Origin of the sequence: Chloroflexus sp. MS-CIW-1 (assembly GCF_030444705.1) — a bacterium.
Classification (GTDB): domain Bacteria; phylum Chloroflexota; class Chloroflexia; order Chloroflexales; family Chloroflexaceae; genus Chloroflexus.
On record NZ_JAUBWR010000002.1, the window covers coordinates 236632 to 258265 of the forward strand.

Sequence of the window (21634 nt, forward strand, 5' to 3'; positions counted from 1 at the left end):
AGAACAATGTATAATACTAACGGTTTTCGGTGATAAACGATTGTGATTCATCACTATGGTAACCATCACCGTTCGTGATGTCGTTCGTCTAGCACTGCCAGAAGGAACGACGATTGTAGCTGGCGCTGCCGGATTGGGGCGTCAGGTTAGCTGGATAGCCACACTGCGCGCCACATTACCGGCCTTTGCCGAACTGCGTGGTGGTGAGCTAGCCTTACTATCGGTTGAAGCCGCAATCGCCCTCGACCCACGACTAACGCTGGCAGTGCTGGTACGCCGCCTGGCTCAGGCACCGGTACCAATTGCCGGTGTCGCCGTTTTGGGCACTATTACTGCCGAAGATCAGCAAGCAGCCGAAGATGCGCGTCTGCCGTTGTTGAAGCTCCCGGAAGGGGTTGACTTACGTGAGGTCGAGCGGGAGATCACTCGGCTAATTACCGATTACGAAGCCCAATTCGAGCGGCGCGCCGCTCGCCTCTACGATCTCTTGACCCAGTGTTCATTGCAAGGGGGTGGAATCGGTGGCTTGCTCGACATTTTGTACGAGCGTACCGGGCAGAGCGTTGCTTGCTACGCACCGAACGGCGCGTTACGAGCCCAGCGTGGGCGTGGGCAGGCACGGCTGGCCTTACAAGCACTACGCCCAAGTGGGCGCGGTGAAATAACCCTACTCAATCAGCAGATTTGGGTAGAGCCAATCGGTAATCCAACCCTGCCGACCGGTTATGTCGCTATTGCCGGGACAATGCTTGACGCATGGGATCGTACCGCGGCGCAACGCGGTGCCCTGGCGCTGGCGCTCGAACTGGCAAAGGAGCAGGCAGTACAGGCGGCTGAAGAGCGATTACGCGGTGATTTTATTGCCGGTATTCTAGCCGGTTCAGCCGGTGATCTGGCAGCAGCAATTCAGCGTGGACAAGAATTAGGGTATACCCTCAATGTGCCCCACACCGCGATGCTGGTTCATATCGACGACGCCGGCCCAGCAACACTGGCACGTGCAGCGACGAATGTTCAGAACGAGTTGAAACGACTGGGCATTAACGCACCGATCTCCCGTCGCGAGAGCAATGTGCTCTGTATGCTACCAACCACAAGCGTAACGCGCATACGCGAACTGGCCGAACAATTGCGTGAACGATTACGGATTGATCACCCGAACGTAGTCATCGCCATTGGTATGCCAGCCGCGCAACTAAACGAGTGGCGGCGTTCGGTTGAAGAGGCTGAACAATCGTTGAGTCTCGGTCGGCAGATTTTTGGCGATGACCGGGTATTGGCGTTTGGTGATCTTGGAGTATATCGCCTCCTGATTCGTCTGCGTGAAACGCCGGAGTTGTGGTCGTTTTATCGGGAAACACTCGCAAACCTGGCTGAATACGACAAACGGCAACATTCCGATTTGATCAAAACCCTTGAAGCCTACTTCAACAACCTTGGGAATTTGCGTGCTACTTCAGAAGCCCTGCACGTGCACCGCAATACCCTGCTCTACCGTCTCGAACGGATTAAAGAGATCAGTGGTATGGACCTCGATAATGCCGAAGAGCATTTTGCGCTTTGGTTGGCTGTGCGGGTACATCGTATCCTGGCTACCCTGGAAGAGTAAACCTTTTCAACGTTTTATCCGCCTCGACAGCGGTGAGGAGAGAGGCTACTTCCTGTTCAACAGTGGTTTTACGTGTTCTCGTTGATCATGCCCTCAGCGCACAAGAGAGACCGGTTCCAAACCCGTTCCCGATGGTGTGCACATGCGCTAGCCGATGCCTTCGATGTTCACACCCAGGTTTATTGACAGCGGATGCGGGCGTTTTGTCGGTGTACCTCCACTGTGTATTGTCCGGTTATCAAAAGCGTCTTGAAACTGAGCACGCTGAAAAGCTCCACTTCCAACACCCTCGCATTGACGATTGGTACCGTTGTCGGGTACAATCAAGGCAGGTTTGCAATGGATGAGGACACAACAAACGAACAATGGATAATCTTTCACGTTCTCAACCCATCGAGCGTCTTGCCCCATTTAGTGCGCAATCATTACGCGCTCTGCTGCGCACCATGCGTCCACGGCAATGGATCAAGAATGTGTTCGTGTTTGCGGCGATTGCCTTTTCTGAAGGGCGGCTCTGGTATAACGAACCACTGCAATTATTGCGGGTGATTGGCGCATTCATTGCCTTCTGTATGGCTGCTAGTGCCATCTACTTGATTAACGATCTGGTTGACATGGAGAAAGATCGGGCCCACCCGAAAAAACGTCATCGGCCACTGGCTGCCGGTATTCTCAGCCCGACTCTGGCTGCAATCACTGCCGCAATATTGATCGTGAGCGTCTTTCCGCTGGCGCTATGGCTCGATGGTGATAGTGATTTTGCAATTGTTTTGGCCGTGTATGTCGTTGTACAAGGATTTTTGTACAGTTACTGGCTGAAAAATGTCGTCATTTTTGATATTCTGATCATTGCCGCCGGTTTCATTTTACGAGCGATTGCCGGGGCAGCGGTGATTGATATTGTTATCACACCATGGCTGATCGTTTGTATGGGATTACTGGCGCTTTTCCTCGGGATTGGGAAGCGCCGTCACGAGTTGAAATTGCTCGAAAATGGAGCCGGAAACCATCGCCGTATCCTGACCGAGTATTCGATACCGTTACTCGATCAGATGCAATCAATCGTTACTGCCAGTATTGTTATGGCATATAGCATGACAGCGTTTTCAGCACCGGTTGCCCCGCAAAAACCATTTCCGATGCTCATGATCACTGTTCCGTTTGTGGTGTATGCAATTTTCCGCTATCTGTATTTGATCTATCAGCGTGATGGCGGCGGCGCACCCGAAGACCTAGTCTTGCAAGATCGTCCGTTAGCGATCAGCATTGTATTGTGGGGTATCACTGTACTGGCTGTCTTGATGTTCTTTCCGTCATAAACGGCTGTGTATACCTTCATTAAATTTGGTGGTTCAGTTATCACCGACAAAACCGGTCGTGAGTCAGCTAATCTGGACGTTATTCAGCGGCTGGCACAGGCTGTTGCAGCGGCACGTGCCGCCAATCCGGCGCTGGCATTGGTGCTGGGGCACGGCAGCGGTTCCTTTGGTCACCACTATGCAGCACGTTACGGGGTACACCGTGGTATACCGCTCGATGCCGATCATACCGGCTTCGCCCTGACTGCCGCGGCAGCGCTACGACTCAATCGCATTGTTGTTGATACACTTCTAGAGGCTGATGTACCGGCTGTTAGCCTACAGCCATCGGCCTCACTCCGTAGTGCGAACGGTCAAATTACTCATTGGGAGACCACGCCGATATACGAAGCGTTACAGCGTCGGCTGATACCGGTCATTCACGGCGATGTTGCCTTTGATGAAACGCAAGGGACAGCGATTATTTCTACCGAAGCCCTGCTGAGCTTCCTCGCCCTACGGAGTCCGCTGCGTCCACAGCGAATCATTCTGGTGGGGGAGCAGGCGGTGTACACTGCTGATCCGCACCGAGATCCAACCGCCCAACCGATCCCGTTGATTACGCAGGAAAATATTGCCCAGGTATTATCACAGACCGGCGGTTCACGGGCAGCCGATGTGACCGGTGGTATGCGCAGTAAGATCGAGTTCATGTGGCAACTGGTTGAGGCCATCCCTGATCTGGAAGTCTGGCTGATCGGGCCGATACCCGAACGATTAACCGCCGTCCTGCTCGGTCAATCACCTGCGGTAGGAACCCTGATGAAGCAATGCTGAGACCTGACCAACACATTCAGCAACGTTCAGCGTCATGGAAGCGGCTTGAGGAGCTTATCAATCGCGGTAGTGGTGGTATTAGCCACTTATCAGCCGCTGAATTGCGTGAACTTGGGCAATTGTACCGTCAAGCCTGTACCGATCTGGCCATAGCTCGCCGGGATTATCCCGATCACATGGTCACCGATTACCTTAATCAGATTGTTGCCCGTGCGCATGGGATTATCTACCGCTATAACGAAACCCAACGCATCATCACCTTTTTTCAAACCACACTCCCACACACATTCCGAACAACCTGGCCGATGACGCTGATCGCCGCGTTGTTGTTCTTCTTACCGGCAATTGCCGCCTTCATCATAACGTTTCGCGATCCAACGCTCGGTGAGGCCCTTGTTCCCGACGTAGCGATGCTCACCGAACAGATTCGGGCCGGCGAAGAGTGGTGGCAGCAAATCAATGAAAGCCCGGCGGCAGCTTCTGCCGAAATTATGACCAATAACATTAATGTTACAATCAGAGCGTTTGCCGGTGGTGTAACATTAGGATTGTACACAGCGTACATCTTGATATTTAATGGATTACTTTTTGGTACAGTAACCGCTATTGCGCAACGTTTTGATTTTGCCGATAACCTCTGGAACTTTATCATTGGTCATATTACACTTGAGTTCAGTGCGATCTTTATTGCCGGTGGTGCCGGGTTGCAATTGGGCTGGGCGATCCTCCGCCCCGGCACGCTCAGTCGGCGTGGGGCACTGGTTGTAGCGGGTAAAAGGGCCGTTGTGCTGGTGATCGGCTGTGCCCTCATTCTGGTCGCCGCCGGTATGATCGAAAGTTTTATTTCGCCAACGAATCTGCCATTTCCGGTCAAAATGATAATCTCAATCGGTTCAGGGATGTTGTTGTACGCCTATTTGCTGCTCAGCGGGCGCAGAGCGTAGCTGACACCTGTCAGCAGTCGGCACCTTGCCCCCGTTCTCTCTGCCACCAGCCTGCTCTGTTGGGAAACCCGATACGATGATTCGAGGAGACGTACCAGAGTTTTCAGCGTTCTTCATCACACCTGGGTACGCGGGCCTCTGGCTCAACTCAGCAGTCGGCACCTTGCCCCCCATTCTCTCTGCCACCAGCCTGCTCTGTTGGGAAACCCGATACGATAATTCGAGGAGACGTACCAGAGTTTTCAGCGTTCTTCATCACACCTGGGTACGCGGGCCTCTGGCCCGCATTCTGTGACAGGACGTGCACGTGATCAGCATTGCCACAGGAGAGCCATCTCGGTATGCACATGCTGCCGGCCCCCATCCCATATGTTTGGCGCATCGGCGGCACCTAAGTGCACGCGCTGCTGGCCCGCGTCACATAATGGGGGAAGCATCGACTGGTGCATGCGCAAACTTTGCGGGGAAAAAGAAGCGAGAAGATAGGGCAGAGGAGTGAGAGGAACAGACTCTCTCCCCCTACTTCCTCACCATTTAACCACAAGCCAGAGAAAAGGGGTGGAATCCGCCGCTACACACGAGAACGAGTGTAATCGGTGCACAACTATAGCACCTGGTCGCTAATTACAGTTGGAACCGGAAACTGCCGCTTCTGCGTATACTGCTCAGCCCATTTCACGTTCCTCGCCGCGATCTTCTCATCGGGATAGGTATAGGTTCGGAAACGCTCCATTTCGCTTTCCTCACCTGCTGCCAGATTGGTTGAAAACGTTGCCAGACCCTATCCCACACCCGACAATATTGACGGGGCGACATATACATCGCCCCGCCACGATAGCAACTGACGCCCAGAATGCGCCTGATCAGGCGCTCACAGTATCTGGCTCAGGAACAGTCTGGTGCGCTCATTACGTGGATTACTAAAGAACTGATCAGGAGTGCCCTCTTCGACAATCTGGCCCTGATCCATAAACACAATCCGGTCGGCAACTTCACGAGCAAACCCCATCTCGTGAGTAACACACAGCATCGTCATTCCACTTCGCGCCAGCGTTTTCATCACGTCAAGGACTTCCTTAACCATTTCGGGATCGAGTGCCGATGTCGGCTCATCGAACAGCATAATTCGCGGCTCCATTGCCAATGCGCGAGCAATCGCGACTCGTTGTTGCTGACCACCGGAAAGCTGGCCGGGATATTTATGCGCCTGCTCTTTAATGCCTACCCGTTCGAGTAATTCGAGCGCCTTCGCTTCACTCTCCTTGCGCGTCTTTTTACGTACCCAAATCGGCGCCAACGTTATATTTTGCATCACCGTCAGATGTGGAAAAAGATTAAACTGCTGGAACACCATCCCCACTTCGCGTCGAATAGCATCGATGTTGCGAATATCGTTAGTCATTTCAATGCCATCGACAATAATACGACCTTCCTGATGTTCCTCAAGCCGATTAATGGTACGAATAAACGTACTCTTACCACTTCCCGATGGCCCACAGATCACCACAACCTCACCTCGCTTCACGCGCAAGCTGACATCTTTGAGCGCGTGAAAATCACCGTACCATTTATTAACATTTTCACAGATAATAATATAATCATTACTGCCATTCCCACTCATATAATGATCCTTTCACGAATCAGGTAGAACTTACTTGCCACACTATAACGGTATTTATGCAGAAATGAAGTAAAGCTAGTGACGACTCCGTGCAATCTGATCTTCGATCCGTTTGCTGATCCGCGACATTGTAAAGCTGAAAACCCAGTAAATAGCAGCAATGACCAAAAACGTCTCGCGCCAGACTCCACCGGGCGTACCGAGCCATTGGGGTTGACCAACGATATTCTGCGCAGCACCAAGCAGATCGACCAGACCGATAATCACGACGAGCGATGTATCTTTGAAGAGCGCAATAAATTGACCGACCAGCACCGGCACGACTGCTCGCAACGCCTGTGGCAGCGTAATCAATAAGGTCGTCTGAAAGACATTCAGACCCAACGCACGGGCGGCTTCTATCTGTCCTTTGGGAATCGACTGTAACCCACCCCGCACATTTTCGGCCAGGTAGGCGGCACTAAACAAGGTTATTGCGACAATTGCACGTACCAGCGCATCAATACTCTCACCACCGGGGAGGAAAAGGGGGAGCAAGAGTGCACCCATGAAGAGTACGGTCACCAGCGGCACACCACGGATCAACTCAATATAGAGCACACAGAACACACGAATAACCGGTAGCGTACTGCGGCGACCTAGAGCTAGTAGCACTCCTAGTGGGAATGAGAGCACAATTCCACTGATCGCCAGCAGCAGCGTCAGCATGAGACCGCCCCAAAGCTTCGTCTCAACGATTGGTAAACCAAAGCCGCCCCGCAGTATCACGATCGCAACCGGGTAAGAAAGCAGCCAGGCAATAATCAGCGGCCAGCGTAGGTGATTGCGCAACCGACGTGCTATTTGATCACCACCGATTAGTAACCCCACACAGAGGAAAAGAAAGAGCCAGCCGGGAAGTGACGTCTGACCGGGTAGGTCGGGGAACGTAAAGGCAACAATACCTAATCCGGCGTTGATTGCGGCCGCGCCAAACGTTACCATCCGAACGATTCCTCCCCATACCCCGCTACTCAGACCGAGGAGCAGAAAGACCAGTCCGGTTACTGCCTGTGGACGCCAGAGATGCTCGACCGGGTACGTCCAGGTCAGCAGCAGCTTGATGTTCGTAAACGCCGCCGGCCACCCTGGTGCAGTGATCATCCATGAAACAAAACTGGTAACTGCCTGGAAAATGACGTAAAGGAGAACAAGGGTAATAATAACGTTGTACCAGGTCGAAAAGAGATTTTTGCGCAACCACTCGATCAAACCAATTTGCTGACGTGGTGCGCGGCGCGAACTTGGACGACTCACTTCAGTTGCCACAGGCGTCTCCTTAACGCTCGACAAGTTGGATCCGGCGGTTATACCAGTTCATAAAGAGAGACGTCAGTAGACTAACCGAGAGATAGCTGGCCATCAACATCAAGATCACCGGTATCGCCTGACCCGTCTGATTGTTAATCGTGTTAGCGACATAGAAGAGATCGGGATAGGCAATGGCAATCGCCAGACTACTATTCTTGGTCAGGTTGAGATACTGACTGGTGAGCGGGGGAACAATAACGCGCAGTGCCTGGGGCAGAATGACAAGCCGCATCGTTTGACCAGGCGTGAGACCCAATGCCCGCGCAGCTTCACGCTGACCTTTACTAACTGCCAGGATTCCACTTCGTACAATTTCACCAATAAAAACAGCCGTATAGATCACTAATCCAATCAACAGAGCGGCAAAGCTATTCGTGATCGTTATTCCACCCTCAAAATTAAATCGTTGTAACACCGGTACAGACAGGCTTACCGGCCAGACGCCATTCATCAAATAGGTCACCAGGAAGCCAAGCAACGCAATCCCCAACGCAATAAGGAACGCATACGGCAAAGCGACTCCTGGCCGGTCACGACGGATAAACTGAATCCGCCGCACCACGTAAAAAACGCCGCCAACCACAATTCCGCCATAAACCCACAGCATCCAGGTATCGAAATCGTTACCGACCTGCGGCCAGGCCATTGTCACGCCACGGTTATGCAGAAAGATGAGACCACCAACATCGATGCTCTCTTGAATACGGGGAAAAAGACGAGTGAGCGAAAACCAGAAGATCAACTGCAAAAGCAACGGAATGTTACGAACAATTTCCACATACACCAGAGCTACATTTCGCAACAGCCAGTTATCTGAGAGTCGGGCAATACCCAGTATTAAGCCAAGGAGTGTCGCCAGAATGATCCCAATAACGGCAACTCGTACTGTATTCAAAATCCCAACAACAAACGCCCGTCCATATGTCATTGAAGGATTGTATTCAATAACACTTTCAGCAATTGGAAAACCGGCAGGAACTGACAAAAACGAAAAAGTAGGTAACAAATTAGCCTGCCGTAAACCATTCATCATATTTGAGTAGAGATACCAGATTCCAACAGCAACCAAAAAAGCAAAAACGATTTGGACAATCACTGCAATAATGCGCGTGTCACGATAAAAAGGGATATTTACTTTGCCCGGCGGGATCGATGGCGAGCCAACGGCCATAATGTTCTCCTTGAAACGAGACTGTCACCCCGACTTCAAAACAAGCAAACTATTTTATTCGGAACGTACCTTTACGAAGTCCGTTGCAAATATGCTTTAACCTCTCCTACCAGATGCACACGGCGGAGGTGTTCTACCTCCACCGTGTGTCGTTTACCGTCTAGCGGAAAGGTGGTGAGTAGAGCAAACCGCCGTCGGTGTAAAGTGCGTTCAAGCCACGAGGCAGGTTGAACGGCGTATCAGGGCCGAGATTACGATTGTAGATCTCGGCATAGTTACCGACGTGACGGATAATCCGCACTGCAAAATCGTTCGGCAACCCAATACCAGCCCCCAGTTCACCTTCAAGTCCAAGGAAGCGGCGGATCTCCGGCACGTCACTGTTCAGGAACTGATCCAGGTTCTGCGAAGTAATCCCGTATTCTTCGGCCTGGAAGGTCGCAAAGACGATCCAGCGCACCGCATCGAACCACTGTGGATCACCTTGACGTACAGCCGGGCCGAGCGGCTCCTTTGACATTGTTACGTCCAGAATCTTATGATCTCCCGGATTCGACAGCAGCGTCAGACTGGAAATCAGACCCGACTTGTCGGTAGTGAAACCATCACACTGACCGGCATCATACGCGGCTCGCGTCGAATCACCATCGGGGAAAACGACCGGCGTGAAGGTCAGACCGCGGGCACGAAACTGGTCAGCCAGATTCAACTCAGTGGTCGTACCCGTCTGCACACAGATCGTTGCCCCGTTCATGTCTTCAAGCGTCTCGATACCACTATCCTTGCGTACCATCATGCCCTGACCATCGTAGAAGGTGGTTGGTGCCCAATCCAGACCAAGTGCACCGTCACGTCCTAATGTCCAGGTACTGTTGCGGATCAGCACATCAATTTCACCACTCTGTAGTGCCGTAAAACGCTCTTGGGCACTCAGCGGCCGGAAGTCGATTTTCGTTGGATCATCGAATAGAGCTGCCGCGACGGCACGGCAGAAGTCGATGTCGAACCCACGATAGACACCAGCCGAGTCGACCGAGGCAAAACCGGGTAAGGGGTTGTTGTTTACACCGCAGATCAGTCGGCCACGGCTGAGAATCCGTTCAATCACCCCGCCGGCTGCCGGTTGGGCCGACGTACCACCTGCTGGGGCAGATGTCGCTGCCGGGGCAGCGGTTGGCGCCGGTGCAGCAGTTGGTTGTTCCGGCGCAGTCGTTGCCGGTTGCGCCGGCGCAGTCGTTGGCGCCTGCTGAGCTTGCCCTCCACAGGCCGCCAATACGAAACTGAGAATGCCTGCTAGTACCAAAATGATGTGTTTGCGCATGTTTACTCCTGTATCATCTGTACGGTTACACAAATACACCGGACCCTCCGGTGATGTCTAACCGTGCGGTCCCATTGCTACCAGGCACGTTACCCTACTATGGCGTCGTCGCACAACATTGACTTCACGTCTACTGGATTGCGAAAATGATACCATGGGTAAACCGATCACGCAAGTTGAATCGGTCGTAGTTAACGAGTTTCTCTGCCGGTGAGCAGGAGTACGTGGAGAGGAGAGTGTTCAACGATGCCTTAAGCATTCCCTACATCTCCCACAAGTAAGGTGAGGGAGCCGGACGTCCTCGGTAGCACAGACACCGAATATGCTGAAGACTCACCTGGGTACGTGGACCTCTGGCCCGCATCCTGCGGTGTGCGGCTAGAAGCCGCCATCTGGCGTAGGAGCATATTATCAGGTGCGAGTTCGGAACTTTGCCGCTACCGTGGCAGTGATGGACATCATCGCTACAACAACGGTGATAGTTAGCCCTTCTCACCTCATACCTCACCGTTTCTCCGCTGTCAACACTGCCTGGCAGGCGCTAAAACTGCTCATCAGTAGCATCCTCTTGACTCTGACTGGTCATTCAGCTAGAATACTCACATTCTGAATACTCAAGAGATGATAATTTTGTCTGAAAATAACCCGTCGGATATTTACGGTACCTGACAATTGCTCATCCCTGACATCGAATCTCATCAGATAAAGCGCCGTCAGGGTCTATCATTGCACCGGATAATGAATATTCCGGCACCTAGCAGGTCACAATGGCTTCAGCTAAACAATCGCTCACCATCGAGCTGGCTTTACTCGGCCTATTACGCCGACAGCCAATGCATCCGTATGAATTGTTCCAGCAATTGCAACGAAAAGATACACTCGGCTTTATCTGGCAGGTAAAGCAGAGTCACCTCTATGCCTTACTTGACCGGCTTGAAGCAGATGGCTACCTCAGTCACCAGCTTGAAACACAGGGGAGCCGACCACCGCGCAAGGTGCTTTCGCTGACCCCTGCTGGCGAGTCACGTTTTGTGGCCTGGGTCACGACTCCAGTTGCACATGGGCGTGATATGCGGCTTGAGTTTCTGGCGAAGTTCTATTTTGCACGTCTTGAAGGTTCGTCAACGGTCGTCCAATTGCTTGAACGCCAGTTGGCCTGTTGTCGGCAATGGTTAGCAGACAACGAGGAACGCATTGCCCGGCTAGCTCCCGACTCGTTTGAGCGGCTCGTGTTGCGGTACCGTACCGGGCAATTGCAGGCTACGATCCACTGGTTGGAAGCGTGTTGGCGTGAGATAGCGCTTCAAGACGAAATTGAGCAGAACTGAGAGGGAGGCATGACGCGCCCATGGTTTATCGTCTTGTTCATTCTGCCATTTCTAGTCGCATGCGGTACGATACGCGCCGATACCGGTGAGCTGACCGTTGCCGCAGCGGCTGATGTAACGCTAGCTTTTCAGGAAATTGGGCCACTCTTCACCGCGCAAACCGGGATTCCGGTGGTATTTAATTTTGGCTCGACCGGTCAACTAGCCCAGCAGATCGAACGGGGCGCGCCGATTGACCTCTTTTTCGCGGCTAATAAGCGTTTCGTCGAAGATTTAGCAGCCAAAGCGATGGTCGATCCGGAAACGATGAAGGTCTACGCTCAAGGTCGGATCACCATCTGGACGCGGGCCGACTCTGCGTTGCGGCCTCAACAGATCACCGATCTCGCCGATCCGGTGTACCGTCGAATTGCGATTGCCAACCCCGAGCACGCACCGTATGGTCAGGCGGCACGGGAAGCGCTGGAACGAGCTGGGATTTGGAAACAGATCGAAGATCGACTGGTGTTCGGTGAAAATGTAGCTCAGACATTGACACTGGCCGATACCGGGAATGTCGATGTTGCAATTGTCGCGCTCTCGCTTAGTATACAAAGGGAGGGGTATTGGGTACTGATCCCGTCCGAATTGCACCCTGATCATCCGCTCATTCAGATGGCAGCAGTGGTGAACGGAACACAACACGCTGAATCGGCACGTCGCTTTGTGGAGTTTGTGCTTGGCCCAGAAGGTCATGCCATTATGCGGAAATACGGCTTTCTGCTCCCTGGAGAGATCATCGAACGTTGAGGATAGCCTATGAACTGGTCAGCATTCTGGCTTTCGCTTCAGGTAGCGGCGGTTGCAACCGTGTGTATTATGTCCATCGGGCTACCGCTGGCGCTGTGGCTGGCACGAACGAACTTTCCCGGTCAAACTATTCTTGAAACCATCCTTATGCTGCCGTTAATCCTGCCACCCAGTGTTGTCGGGTATTATCTGCTCCTTGCCTTGGGACGTGGCAGTCCACTGGTCGAATGGTTTCACATACGACTGCTCTTTTCGTGGCCAGCGGCGGTCGTAGCTGCGGTCGTGGTCGGTTTACCACTGATGATTCAGAGTAGTCGGGCTGCTCTGGCAAACGTTGATCCGCGACTAGAACAGGCAGCGCGTACATTAGGCGCCGGTGAGCTGCGGATTCTGATGCAGATCACACTACCGTTGGCACGAAGAGGGATCATCGCCGGTATTGTATTGGGTGCAGCACGAGCATTGGGTGAATTTGGCGCGACCCTGATGGTAACCGGGAATATCCCCGGTCGTACTCAGACGCTACCGATTGCGATCTACGATGCCGTGCAGGCCCAACGGTACCAGGATGCTAATCTGATGGTGTTGGTAATGACGGCAATTGCGTTTGTCGGATTATGGTGGGTGAGAAGACTGGAACGTTCACCAGAAGCAGTAACTCCACTGTCAGAGGTGTTACAGAATGACCAGGAAGCAACCGCAATTGTACGTTGATATTCGTCGTCGGTTTCCCCATCTGACCCTGGCAATCCAATTGCAGGTCGGAGCCGAAATTCTCGTGTTGTTTGGCCCTTCGGGAGCAGGCAAGACCCAGACTCTGCAAGCGATTGCCGGTCTGATGACGCCTGACGAGGGGCAAATCATTCTGGATCAGACGATCTTCTTTCAACGACGCCCCGGCCTCCCGTCGATCAACCTGCCGCCCCGCCGTCGACGGGTAGGTTACGTGTTTCAACATTATGCGCTGTTTCCCCACATGACAGCGCTGGAAAATGTAGCATTTCCGACAGGTAACGATGCGCAGGGACGGCGACATGCCTACGAGCTGCTTGAACGGATGAACCTGGCCCATCTGGCCCATCGGAAACCGCATGAATTATCAGGTGGACAACAACAACGAGTGGCGATTGCACGAGCACTGGCAACCGAGTCACCAATTTTGCTACTCGATGAGGCATTCTCGGCGCTTGATCAGCCGGTGCGCGATCAGTTGCACGCCGATTTGCGTACACTCCAGGCCGAGCGTGGGTTGGTTGTGATCTACGTCACCCATAATCTTGATGATGCGTTTGCCGTCGGGCAGCGTATCGCCATTCTCCGTGAAGGTCAGATTGAACAAATTGGTACGCTTGATGCCGTATGTCGCTTTCCGGCGAATACACGTGTGGCCCGCATGTTGGGTCTGAGTAATATGATCAAGGGTCAGGTAGTTGCCGTGGAACTGAATCGGCTCTGGCTCGATTGGAATGGCGTGCGCATTGAAGCGACGTGTCCTTCTCCGGAGCCAACAGTCGGATCACAGGTAACGGCGTTTGTCCGTTCAGAAGAGATTCGTCTGGTCTATCCTGATCGACCGATGACTCGTTTCGTCGATCATAATCTTCTGTCAGGCCGGATTGTTGAACGACGGCCCGGTCGTCGGCTCTATCATGTATGGGTGGAGGTTGGAACAACAATGATCGAGATTGCCCATCCATATACCGCATATACCGGTCTTGATACGAGTATTGGTCAGATTGTGCAGATTGGTTTTCGTCCCGAAAGTGTTGTGATTATCCCGGAGGCTGGGAGATTGATAACCACCCAGCCGCCTGTAGCACAGCCGATCAGTGAGTATCATCGATGATCTACGATTTGACACGTTGTATCAGCTCAGGAATGCCGGTCTATCCGGGTGATCCGCCGGTAGCGATCACGCCTTTACTCGCACCACCATGGCAAATCAGCACGCTGCGTCTAGGCAGTCACAGTGGTACCCATCTGGATGCACCGCGACACCGGTTCACCAACGGAATCGGCATTGACGAGATTCCTCCAGAGCGACTCATCGGGATGGGGATCGTTATTGATGCCCGTGGTTATGCGGCAAACACACCGATTGGGCCAGAGGTCTTAGCAGGCAACCGGCTTCAAGCCGGAATGATGGTGATGATCCGTACCGGTTGGGAAGATTTCTGGGGAAACGACGACTACTTCCGCCACCCTTACCTTAGCGCAGACCTGACCAGCATGTTGGTAGCGTGTGGCATTACCCTGATCGGGATCGATGCACCAAACGTTGATTCAACAGTGGATGGCAGCGACACAGCCCACGTTATTCTCTTGCAAGCCCATTGTTTGATCGCCGAGAACCTCTGTAACCTCGCCGCCCTGCGCTGCGGAGTACAGTATACCTTTGCCTGTCTACCCCTTAAAATAGCCGATGCTGATGGGGCACCAGCACGGGTACTAGCCTGGGATGCGAACGAAGATACTGTGCTTCGCGATGCGAAGCATACCTGAAGCAGGGCATTTTTGTCTGGCGACGTGCACCGGCGGTCAGTGAGTAAAAGCTTGCGATAGGTTGGAAACTCGCTGCAATCGCTCACTCATCACGCGGCTTTGCTATAATAGCTGCCACACAAGAAATGGAAGAGGTCTGGTATGAGTATTGAACAAATCGTCGCCGGATGCGTCGTGCAGCTTGAGAGCATTCACAATGCACGGGAACGAGCGATTACTGCGACCCGAATATTAGTACGACAAAGCGCCAACAGCATTCGAGCGGCGCATCGCGGAGACTTCGCGACTGCTCGCCAGCTTTTGGCAATGGCCGGTGAAGTAGCAGCCGAGCTTCATGACGCTACGGTTGGTGCACCTGAAGTGCGCTATGCCGGTTATACGCAAGATGCGTTGAAAGAGTACGCCGAGGCCCACCTAGTCGTTGCGTTTCTGGCCGGTGAAGAGCCGCCGACCGGTGAGATGATCGGGGTTGAACCGGCTGCCTACCTCAACGGTCTGGCCGAGGCCGCCAGCGAATTGCGACGCGCTATCCTCGACGGTCTTCGGCGAGGCGAGGTGCGACGGGGCGAACAGTTACTGGAGATCATGGACGATGTCTACAGTGCGTTGATCACGGTTGATTATCCCGAAGCAATTACCGGCGGGCTTCGCCGTGCTACCGATGCGCTGCGGGCCGTGCTTGAACGTACTCGGGGTGATGTCACGGCTGCGATTCGTCAAGAACAGTTGATGGCAGCCATGCACTCATTAGAGGTGCGTCTGCGAGAATGACCGGCTAGGCAGGTGAGGTTCGTACAGCGCTGCGCTAGAATCAGAACGGTGCTGCGTGTGCATCCCCCTGCTCGTATGGATCGCTATCGTCAATTCCCGGTGTTCCAACTGTATCAACTGCACTTAGTGCCTATCCGAATAATCGTCTCACGGTACGGCGAATGAAACCTGATAGATGTACGGGCGCAGCGCTGCTGTGCCCCAACTGATCTGCTTCTTGACCACAACCAGGTTATGCCTTATGAGTTTGTGGCTCCTCTAGCCGAATGGGTAGACGAATAGTAACCGTTGTTCCCTGGTCGGTGAGAATATTCAGCGTCACACCGAGTTGCCGACAGAGACCATGAACCAATTGCATGCCCAGACTACCACTGCTGGCAGCTTGTGGTGGCATGCCAATGCCATTGTCAGCAACCTCAATTTGCAGAACGTCGGCCTCTTTTGCTACCCGCAGTCGGATAACACCATCTTTACTATGCTCGGGAAAAGCATGTTTTACACAGTTTGAGACCAGTTCGGTCACAATCAAGCCCAGCGAAATAGCCTGGTCGATATTAATACTAACCCCGTGACAGACTTCGCTCACCAGCCGAATCGAGCTACCCCGCATACTGAGCGAACGCCAGACGCTGGTCGAAATATTGTGCAGGTACTCACCAATATCAATGTGGGCCAGACTTTCTGAACGGTACAATTGCTCGTGAACGAGGGCCAACGCTCGAATCCGATTTTGACTATCTTGCACTGCTGCGCTTACCCGTTCATCGCTGATGTTTTCTGCCTGTAAGCGCAAAAGACTGGACACAATCTGCAAGTTATTTTTCACCCGATGGTGCACTTCTCGTAAGAGTAATTCTTTTTCCGCCAGGGCTGCGCGAAGTTGCGCCGCCACGGCTTGCGGCCCGGAGAGATCGGTTACAACCGCACACATATTCGCTTCGGTCTCATTCTTCAAGGCACGGAGTGAAATCTGAGCCGGCCGTTGGCCGCCATTCACATCCTGCAAGGTAATTGGCCCCTTGCTTGATCCGTTGGCACCGGTAGCTAACAGCTCGGCGCAGAGCAATCGATCAGTTGGCGCCACCAGATCAAGCAGCGAGCGTCCGGTAAGTTGATCTTGCGACAGACCAACCATCTCGGCAAACTTACTATTGCAGTAGAGGATCGTCCCATCGGCGAGTAGGGTCAGGGCACCTTCATTCATTGTCTCCACCAGGACGCGGTACGGATGTTCGGCGCCTTTCAAGGTATATACGAGCGGTCCCCTTGGGCCATCAATCACTATTGCATCAGCTTCCCCCATCTGAAGCGCACGCATCAGCTCTTCAAGTTCGGCCAGGCGCGCTTGCAGACGGGCGATCTCTGATGGATGCATCTGTGGTTCGTTTTCCATAGGTACTTCCCGGTTATGCTCAGGTTCTTTACGCTCATGCAGGCTCAGGAACGATTGTATGGGAGTCCATCTTTTGCCAAACCACTCCTGAATCTGCTTGAGGAAGTACAATAGACCATCATTCTTCGTCGGTCAAAATATTCAATGCCGCAGCGATGCGCGGCCAGTCTGACGGACGTAACTCGCCGATAAAGGCAGTTGGTGGACCGGGGTGAACGATCAGGAGAGTCGGCGTAGCAATGATATGATCCTCACGTGCCCGCTCAGGTTGTTGATACACATCTATCACCTCAAGCCGATAACGTCCGGGGAGATACCGTTCGCACAATCGTCGTACCGTTGTAATGGCACGGGTCGAACGGTTGGTGGCCCCGGCGACGTATAGCCGTAACAGCGGTACTACTGGTTGATCAGTTATGTCCATTGGCTCAACTCCCTGCTGATCGCCGGGGTATTAATCTCGTGCCAATCCAGAGTTCTGCTGCCTGAGCGTGCGACGGCGATCTTCTGCATCGGCAGTAGCAATGTTTGACCAGGGATGCGATAGTCAATATCATAGGTGACGTTACTGCAAACAGATAATCTTTATCACAGAGAATATTGATATATCTACCGAGTGACAAAAGCGATTAAAGATACTAAGTCTTTTACCCATACCGTAGATGCGATCTTCGTACTTTCGGTACGCTCTGTCTTGAACTCAGGCATCATTCGATGATAACGAATCGGTTCCAGGGCAGTCGGCAAGAGCACTCAGACCCAAACTGGCCAGATCGGCAACAACAGCCGCCAACTGATAACTACCACCATCGCTGGGATCGGGATGATACAGACTCAACACCCCAACAGTTTCGTTCTGTTGATGAATCGGAAGACACATTCGCTCACCAAGCAGACCGTTTGGGATGAAATGACAGACATGGTCATCTTGAGCCATACTCAACGCCCAACGCCGTTCTCCCCAACAAGAGCAACGCGGCACCGGTCGGTGAACCAGTGGTTCACCCCAATGCCCCACAGGATGAACGAGATCGGTATCGCGCTGGTAGATGAGAAGTGTCCCACGGTACGCAGGCAGAAGCGTTGCGCCAGCCGTGATCACTGCTGCATAGACTTGCTGAGGTGAGCGGGATTCCCGCAGCCTATACGCCAGCGATCCCAGGGTAGTAATTGCCTGCCGATACTGATCGAGCTGAAGTTGCGTCTGATGCAACTGTCGGCGCGCTTCTTGCAATTGATCAATGGCGCGTTGTCGTTCGCTCACGTTGCGAAACACAATCACCACACCCTCGTTAACCCCATCATCGCCAGTAATTTGCGTAACCGTGTGTTCAACCAACAACTGTTCACCATGGCGGGTCAACAACGTCACTGGCATTGGGAGATCGCTCATGGCATTGTTCGCGGCGCTATCTGCGGGTAAGCCGGTATTGGTGACGACCAGGGTATAGACACGGGCCAGCGGCCAGCCAATAGCTTCCTCGGGACTGATACCGAGCATGCGAGCGGCTACCGGATTGACGAAGGTGATACGACTCTGCGGATCGGTGACAATCACCCCATCGCCAATACTGGTCAGTGTAGTACGCAGATGGCGCTCACTTGATCTGAGACGGCGTTCCAAGCGGTGTTTATACGCTGCCACCGTGATAGCAACTTCGAGTTCGCGTTCGTCGAAGGGTTTCAGGAGATATGCCCATGGTTCGGCCAGTAATGCTTCACGTACCGTTTGATCGTCAGCGTGAGCGGTGAGAAAGACAACTGGAATCCCCCAGCGGTTGTATATCCGCCGGGCAGCTTCAATTCCGTCCATGCTTCCGCTCAAACGAATATCCATCAAGACGAGATCGGGCATCTGACGTTCAACCGATCTGAGCGCATCCTCACCACTTGTAACGACGTCGATCACCGAATGGCCAATGCGCTTCAGAGTATGGCTGAGGTCTTGAGCGATAATCAATTCATCTTCGACGATCAGTACTCGCATGGGTCTTTTCTTACTGGAAAGAAGAGATTATATTGCTGTTAGTATATCGTGTTATTGGATCTTTGGTTGCAGCGTTATTTTAGGCCGAACCCAGATAATCAAGATAAGGACTGCCAGCGCAATAACTTGTGATGCTCTCACCCGACCCGGCAAGAGCCAGTCGGCTGCGCTGAAGCCATTACCAATCAGGGTACCGGCGGCCAGGATTGCACAAACGTTGAGAAAAAGACTCCCGGCGGGTTGCGGCTTGCGATAATTCTTCCGCCAGACGATCAGCGCTATTAGCGCAGTAAGCGCGGCGTACAGTTGGGTTGGATGACGGTATTCGCCCCAAAGTGGAATCGCCCATGGTACTGTTGAGGGTAAGCCGTAACCATCACCACTGGCGAATTGCATGAGGGCATAGGTGAGGGCAGCCAGGGCTACTCCCGGCGCCAGAGTATCGAGAACGACCCATAGTGGCCAACGTTGACGCCAGAGCTGCCAGCTACCAACAATGACACCAGTGACAATTCCATACGGCAACGAAAACGCTTGCAGATCACGAGATAGGAATGCCCAAGGATCGTTTACGTAAGCCGGCCATGCGGCAAGGGCATAGCCTACACGAACGCCAATTATCCCGCTGACGAGGACAATGACGACAATGATTTCCATTCGCTCACCGTCGAGACCCCGGGTAAATGCAGCACGCCGAACTGCCTGTACGATCAACCAGCTCCCCAGCAAGAAGATCAAGCCAGGCGTGTATAAGGCAAATGGGCCAATGTTTACGACTGGAAGCATAGATGTACATTGCTCGCTCGTGGTCAAGCGAGCATCGTTAAGAACGAAACAACCCGATCACTCTTCACGCAGGAGCGGTTCAACAGCGTTCCGTAAGCTCGCCTCGCTCAATGGCCCACCAAACAGAACTTGCCGAATCACCCCTTGCCGATCTATGATAAAGGTTGTCGGTAACATGCGCACACCATAGCGATGACCGACCGTACCCTCGTAGTCGAGCAGAATTGGGAAGCTCAGACCTAAATCGCGTCGCATTTGCGCTACATTCGTCTGATCGTCCTGGAAGGTACTGTTGACGGCTAGCACTGTCAGACCACGTGTCTGTTCGATCTGGTATAATCGTTCGAGTGTTGGCATCTCGGCACGACACGGGCCACACCAACTGGCCCAGAAATTGACGATCACCACCTGTCCCTTGAACGCATCTAAGCTGACCAGCTCACCATCGAGCTGTGGCAAGACAATCGCAGGCGCGATAAAACCCGCTCGTGGACTAACGGACATGGTATGATTATCCGGCGGACGACTGATCAAAATCCAGCTCACACCACTCATAATAAGAGTCGCTATAAGCCATTCACGGCGAATGCCTGTCAACATAGCAACTCCTTGTATTGCCACGTTTATCACAATTTGTGGTATTATATAACGAGTCTGTGACCATCACAGTGTGTAACTCTCACCGGTACAATAAGGTCACGCGCACATTGGGGAGCATTTCTGCCACCAACTGCGCTACAGCGCCGCCGAACAGGCGCTCTGTAAGCACAGCTTCCCGTTCTCGTTACTGTGGTTGAGTTGATGGAGCCGAAACGCCTTGGGCTGGCGAGGCGCATCATTTGTTGAACACGCCAGACCGGCAGATGTGAAACCGGTGCGATCCAAGCTGCGGAGTCTTCTGGAACAGGAATATGGAAACACTTGAATTATCGCTTATCACCCCTCGCGTTACCCTAATCGCTGCGGCTGAAAATTACGGTCGATTTGCAATTGCACCATTACAACGGGGACATGCCACCTCGCTTGGGAATGCCCTCCGTCGGGTACTGCTCTCGTCTATCCCTGGTGCGGCCATTACCCGAATTAAGATAACAGGTGTTATTCATGAATTTACCAGCATCCCCGGCGTAGTAGAAGATGGGACACAACTGGTCCTCAATATCAAAGGAATTCGCCTCCGTTCGTACAGTGATCGCGCCGTTGCGCTCCAACTGGTCAAACAAGGTCCTGGACCTGTGTTCGCCAGAGATATTGATACGCCCAGCACCGTAGAAATTGTCAACCCGCAACACTATATCTGTACGATTGACGACGAGCACACAACCCTTGAGATGCAACTTACTGTCGAGCGTGGACGTGGCGTGCAGTTGGCGGATACGGTGAGCGGGATGCCGATTGGCGAAATCGCCGTTGATGCTCTCTTCAGTCCAATCCCACGGGTGAACTTTTTGGTCGAAGAGGTTGGTGACGATCCACTCACCGGCTACGACCGCTTGATTATCGAAATCTGGACCGATGGCACAATCAAGCCGGGTGACGCTCTGAGCCATGCCGCACAAATCCTGGCTCAGTATTTCGGGCGTATTGTTAACCTGAGTCAGCCGGAAGAAGTGGAGCAACCAGCACATTTGCCACCACCTATCCCCGACGAGATCGCCAGTCGTTCAATTGATGAGTTGGGATTGAGCACTCGTACTTACAACAGCTTGCGGCGAGCGGATATTCACACCATTGGTCAGTTACTGCGCCTTGATGATCGTGGATTGATGGGCATCCGCAATCTGGGCGCCAAAGGGATCGAAGAGATTCGTCAACGCCTTGAAGCGCTTGGATATCGTGAACGTCCGGCAGATCGTCTACCGGGTACATTATCTGGCGAAGCTGCACAGTCGCCTGAACAATCCCACAAAGAGGAGTAATGTATCAC

At 53.0% G+C, this 21634-nt stretch carries 20 protein-coding genes; 11 read left to right on the forward strand and 9 right to left on the reverse strand.

Annotated features, from left to right (window positions below):
• Positions 1-55 precede the first annotated feature (55 nt).
• From QTO31_RS13905 to QTO31_RS13920, 4 genes are all read left to right on the forward strand, one after another.
• Positions 56-1609, forward strand: coding sequence for a PucR family transcriptional regulator (locus QTO31_RS13905; protein ID WP_301429657.1), 1554 nt, complete (start codon positions 56-58; stop codon positions 1607-1609).
• A gap of 365 nt (positions 1610-1974) precedes the next feature.
• The gene (locus tag QTO31_RS13910) at positions 1975-2928 is read left to right on the forward strand and encodes a decaprenyl-phosphate phosphoribosyltransferase (RefSeq protein ID WP_028459022.1); all 954 of its coding nucleotides are present in this window, start codon (positions 1975-1977) and stop codon (positions 2926-2928) included.
• A 6-nt stretch (positions 2929-2934) separates the two neighbouring features.
• Positions 2935-3744, forward strand: coding sequence for an isopentenyl phosphate kinase (locus tag QTO31_RS13915; protein ID WP_301429659.1), 810 nt, complete (start codon positions 2935-2937; stop codon positions 3742-3744).
• Positions 3738-4688: a stage II sporulation protein M gene (locus QTO31_RS13920; RefSeq protein WP_301429660.1), complete on the forward strand. Its 951-nt coding sequence runs from the start codon at positions 3738-3740 to the stop codon at positions 4686-4688. Before QTO31_RS13915 ends, QTO31_RS13920 begins: the two co-directional genes overlap by 7 nt.
• Before the next feature lie 871 nt (positions 4689-5559).
• Here QTO31_RS13920 and QTO31_RS13925 read toward each other — a convergent pair.
• The 4 genes from QTO31_RS13925 to QTO31_RS13940 all read right to left on the reverse strand — a co-directional run bounded on the left by QTO31_RS13925 (position 5560) and on the right by QTO31_RS13940 (position 10151).
• The gene (locus QTO31_RS13925) at positions 5560-6309 is read right to left on the reverse strand and encodes an amino acid ABC transporter ATP-binding protein (RefSeq protein ID WP_031459934.1); all 750 of its coding nucleotides are present in this window, start codon (positions 6307-6309) and stop codon (positions 5560-5562) included.
• Positions 6310-6384: 75 nt separating this feature from the next.
• Positions 6385-7617: an amino acid ABC transporter permease gene (locus tag QTO31_RS13930; protein WP_301429661.1), complete on the reverse strand. Its 1233-nt coding sequence runs from the start codon at positions 7615-7617 to the stop codon at positions 6385-6387.
• A gap of 10 nt (positions 7618-7627) precedes the next feature.
• The gene (locus QTO31_RS13935; protein WP_301429662.1) at positions 7628-8830 is read right to left on the reverse strand and encodes an amino acid ABC transporter permease; all 1203 of its coding nucleotides are present in this window, start codon (positions 8828-8830) and stop codon (positions 7628-7630) included.
• A gap of 160 nt (positions 8831-8990) precedes the next feature.
• Positions 8991-10151 carry an amino acid ABC transporter substrate-binding protein gene (locus QTO31_RS13940; protein WP_031459931.1) on the reverse strand — a complete coding sequence of 387 codons (1161 nt, stop codon included), beginning with the start codon at positions 10149-10151 and terminating at the stop codon, positions 8991-8993.
• A gap of 767 nt (positions 10152-10918) precedes the next feature.
• Here QTO31_RS13940 and QTO31_RS13945 point away from each other — a divergent pair.
• The 6 genes from QTO31_RS13945 (at position 10919) to QTO31_RS13970 (ending at position 15541) form a co-directional block, all read left to right on the forward strand.
• Positions 10919-11479 carry a PadR family transcriptional regulator gene (locus QTO31_RS13945; RefSeq protein ID WP_301429664.1) on the forward strand — a complete coding sequence of 187 codons (561 nt, stop codon included), beginning with the start codon at positions 10919-10921 and terminating at the stop codon, positions 11477-11479.
• A 9-nt stretch (positions 11480-11488) separates the two neighbouring features.
• Entirely contained in the window at positions 11489-12268 is a 780-nt protein-coding gene (modA, locus tag QTO31_RS13950; RefSeq protein ID WP_301429665.1) for a molybdate ABC transporter substrate-binding protein, read from the forward strand.
• A gap of 9 nt (positions 12269-12277) precedes the next feature.
• Positions 12278-12982, forward strand: coding sequence for a molybdate ABC transporter permease subunit (gene modB / locus QTO31_RS13955; RefSeq protein WP_301429666.1), 705 nt, complete (start codon positions 12278-12280; stop codon positions 12980-12982).
• Entirely contained in the window at positions 12951-14114 is a 1164-nt protein-coding gene (locus QTO31_RS13960) for an ABC transporter ATP-binding protein (RefSeq protein WP_301429668.1), read from the forward strand. The genes modB and QTO31_RS13960 overlap by 32 nt, the downstream gene beginning before the upstream one ends.
• A complete protein-coding gene (locus tag QTO31_RS13965) occupies positions 14111-14770 on the forward strand; it encodes a cyclase family protein (protein WP_301429670.1) in 660 nt (219 codons plus the stop codon). Before QTO31_RS13960 ends, QTO31_RS13965 begins: the two co-directional genes overlap by 4 nt.
• Positions 14771-14911: 141 nt before the next feature.
• Complete coding sequence (locus tag QTO31_RS13970) at positions 14912-15541, forward strand: haloacid dehalogenase (protein WP_031459923.1); 630 nt, start codon at positions 14912-14914, stop codon at positions 15539-15541.
• 232 nt (positions 15542-15773) lie between these two features.
• Here the strand turns inward: QTO31_RS13970 and QTO31_RS13975 are convergent, their stop codons facing one another.
• From QTO31_RS13975 to QTO31_RS13995, 5 genes are all read right to left on the reverse strand, one after another.
• Positions 15774-16934 carry a histidine kinase dimerization/phosphoacceptor domain -containing protein gene (locus QTO31_RS13975; RefSeq protein ID WP_301429672.1) on the reverse strand — a complete coding sequence of 387 codons (1161 nt, stop codon included), beginning with the start codon at positions 16932-16934 and terminating at the stop codon, positions 15774-15776.
• 118 nt (positions 16935-17052) lie between these two features.
• Positions 17053-17358 (reverse strand): circadian clock KaiB family protein, encoded by a 306-nt coding sequence (locus QTO31_RS13980; RefSeq protein WP_031459921.1) that lies wholly within the window; start codon positions 17356-17358, stop codon positions 17053-17055.
• Between the two features lie 276 nt (positions 17359-17634).
• Positions 17635-18921, reverse strand: a complete 1287-nt coding sequence (locus QTO31_RS13985) for a response regulator (protein WP_035419389.1) — start codon at positions 18919-18921, stop codon at positions 17635-17637.
• A 51-nt stretch (positions 18922-18972) separates the two neighbouring features.
• Positions 18973-19707, reverse strand: coding sequence for a prolipoprotein diacylglyceryl transferase (locus QTO31_RS13990; RefSeq protein WP_301429673.1), 735 nt, complete (start codon positions 19705-19707; stop codon positions 18973-18975).
• Between the two features lie 57 nt (positions 19708-19764).
• On the reverse strand, positions 19765-20307 hold the full coding sequence (locus tag QTO31_RS13995; RefSeq protein ID WP_031459918.1) for a TlpA family protein disulfide reductase: 543 nt from the start codon (positions 20305-20307) through the stop codon (positions 19765-19767).
• Between the two features lie 311 nt (positions 20308-20618).
• On the opposite strand from QTO31_RS13995, the gene QTO31_RS14000 reads away from it, so the two are divergent.
• Complete coding sequence (locus QTO31_RS14000) at positions 20619-21626, forward strand: DNA-directed RNA polymerase subunit alpha (protein ID WP_031459917.1); 1008 nt, start codon at positions 20619-20621, stop codon at positions 21624-21626.
• Positions 21627-21634 lie beyond the last annotated feature (8 nt).

Bases quoted from the DNA above. Each gene is read 5' to 3' on its own strand.
- QTO31_RS13985 (WP_035419389.1), bottom strand. From the start codon at position 18,921: ATGCGAGTACTGATCGTCGAAGATGAATTGATTATCGCTCAAGACCTC.
- QTO31_RS13935 (WP_301429662.1), bottom strand. From the start codon at position 8,830: ATGGCCGTTGGCTCGCCATCGATCCCGCCGGGCAAAGTAAATATCCCT.
- QTO31_RS13940 (WP_031459931.1), bottom strand. From the start codon at position 10,151: ATGCGCAAACACATCATTTTGGTACTAGCAGGCATTCTCAGTTTCGTA.
- QTO31_RS13995 (WP_031459918.1), bottom strand. From the start codon at position 20,307: ATGTTGACAGGCATTCGCCGTGAATGGCTTATAGCGACTCTTATTATG.
- QTO31_RS13905 (WP_301429657.1), top strand. From the start codon at position 56: ATGGTAACCATCACCGTTCGTGATGTCGTTCGTCTAGCACTGCCAGAA.
- QTO31_RS13990 (WP_301429673.1), bottom strand. From the start codon at position 19,707: ATGCTTCCAGTCGTAAACATTGGCCCATTTGCCTTATACACGCCTGGC.
- QTO31_RS13970 (WP_031459923.1), top strand. From the start codon at position 14,912: ATGAGTATTGAACAAATCGTCGCCGGATGCGTCGTGCAGCTTGAGAGC.
- QTO31_RS13925 (WP_031459934.1), bottom strand. From the start codon at position 6,309: ATGAGTGGGAATGGCAGTAATGATTATATTATTATCTGTGAAAATGTT.
- QTO31_RS13980 (WP_031459921.1), bottom strand. From the start codon at position 17,358: ATGGACATAACTGATCAACCAGTAGTACCGCTGTTACGGCTATACGTC.
- QTO31_RS14000 (WP_031459917.1), top strand. From the start codon at position 20,619: ATGGAAACACTTGAATTATCGCTTATCACCCCTCGCGTTACCCTAATC.
- QTO31_RS13910 (WP_028459022.1), top strand. From the start codon at position 1,975: ATGGATAATCTTTCACGTTCTCAACCCATCGAGCGTCTTGCCCCATTT.
- modA (WP_301429665.1), top strand. From the start codon at position 11,489: ATGACGCGCCCATGGTTTATCGTCTTGTTCATTCTGCCATTTCTAGTC.
- QTO31_RS13945 (WP_301429664.1), top strand. From the start codon at position 10,919: ATGGCTTCAGCTAAACAATCGCTCACCATCGAGCTGGCTTTACTCGGC.
- QTO31_RS13960 (WP_301429668.1), top strand. From the start codon at position 12,951: ATGACCAGGAAGCAACCGCAATTGTACGTTGATATTCGTCGTCGGTTT.
- QTO31_RS13975 (WP_301429672.1), bottom strand. From the start codon at position 16,934: ATGGAAAACGAACCACAGATGCATCCATCAGAGATCGCCCGTCTGCAA.
- modB (WP_301429666.1), top strand. From the start codon at position 12,278: ATGAACTGGTCAGCATTCTGGCTTTCGCTTCAGGTAGCGGCGGTTGCA.
- QTO31_RS13965 (WP_301429670.1), top strand. From the start codon at position 14,111: ATGATCTACGATTTGACACGTTGTATCAGCTCAGGAATGCCGGTCTAT.
- QTO31_RS13920 (WP_301429660.1), top strand. From the start codon at position 3,738: ATGCTGAGACCTGACCAACACATTCAGCAACGTTCAGCGTCATGGAAG.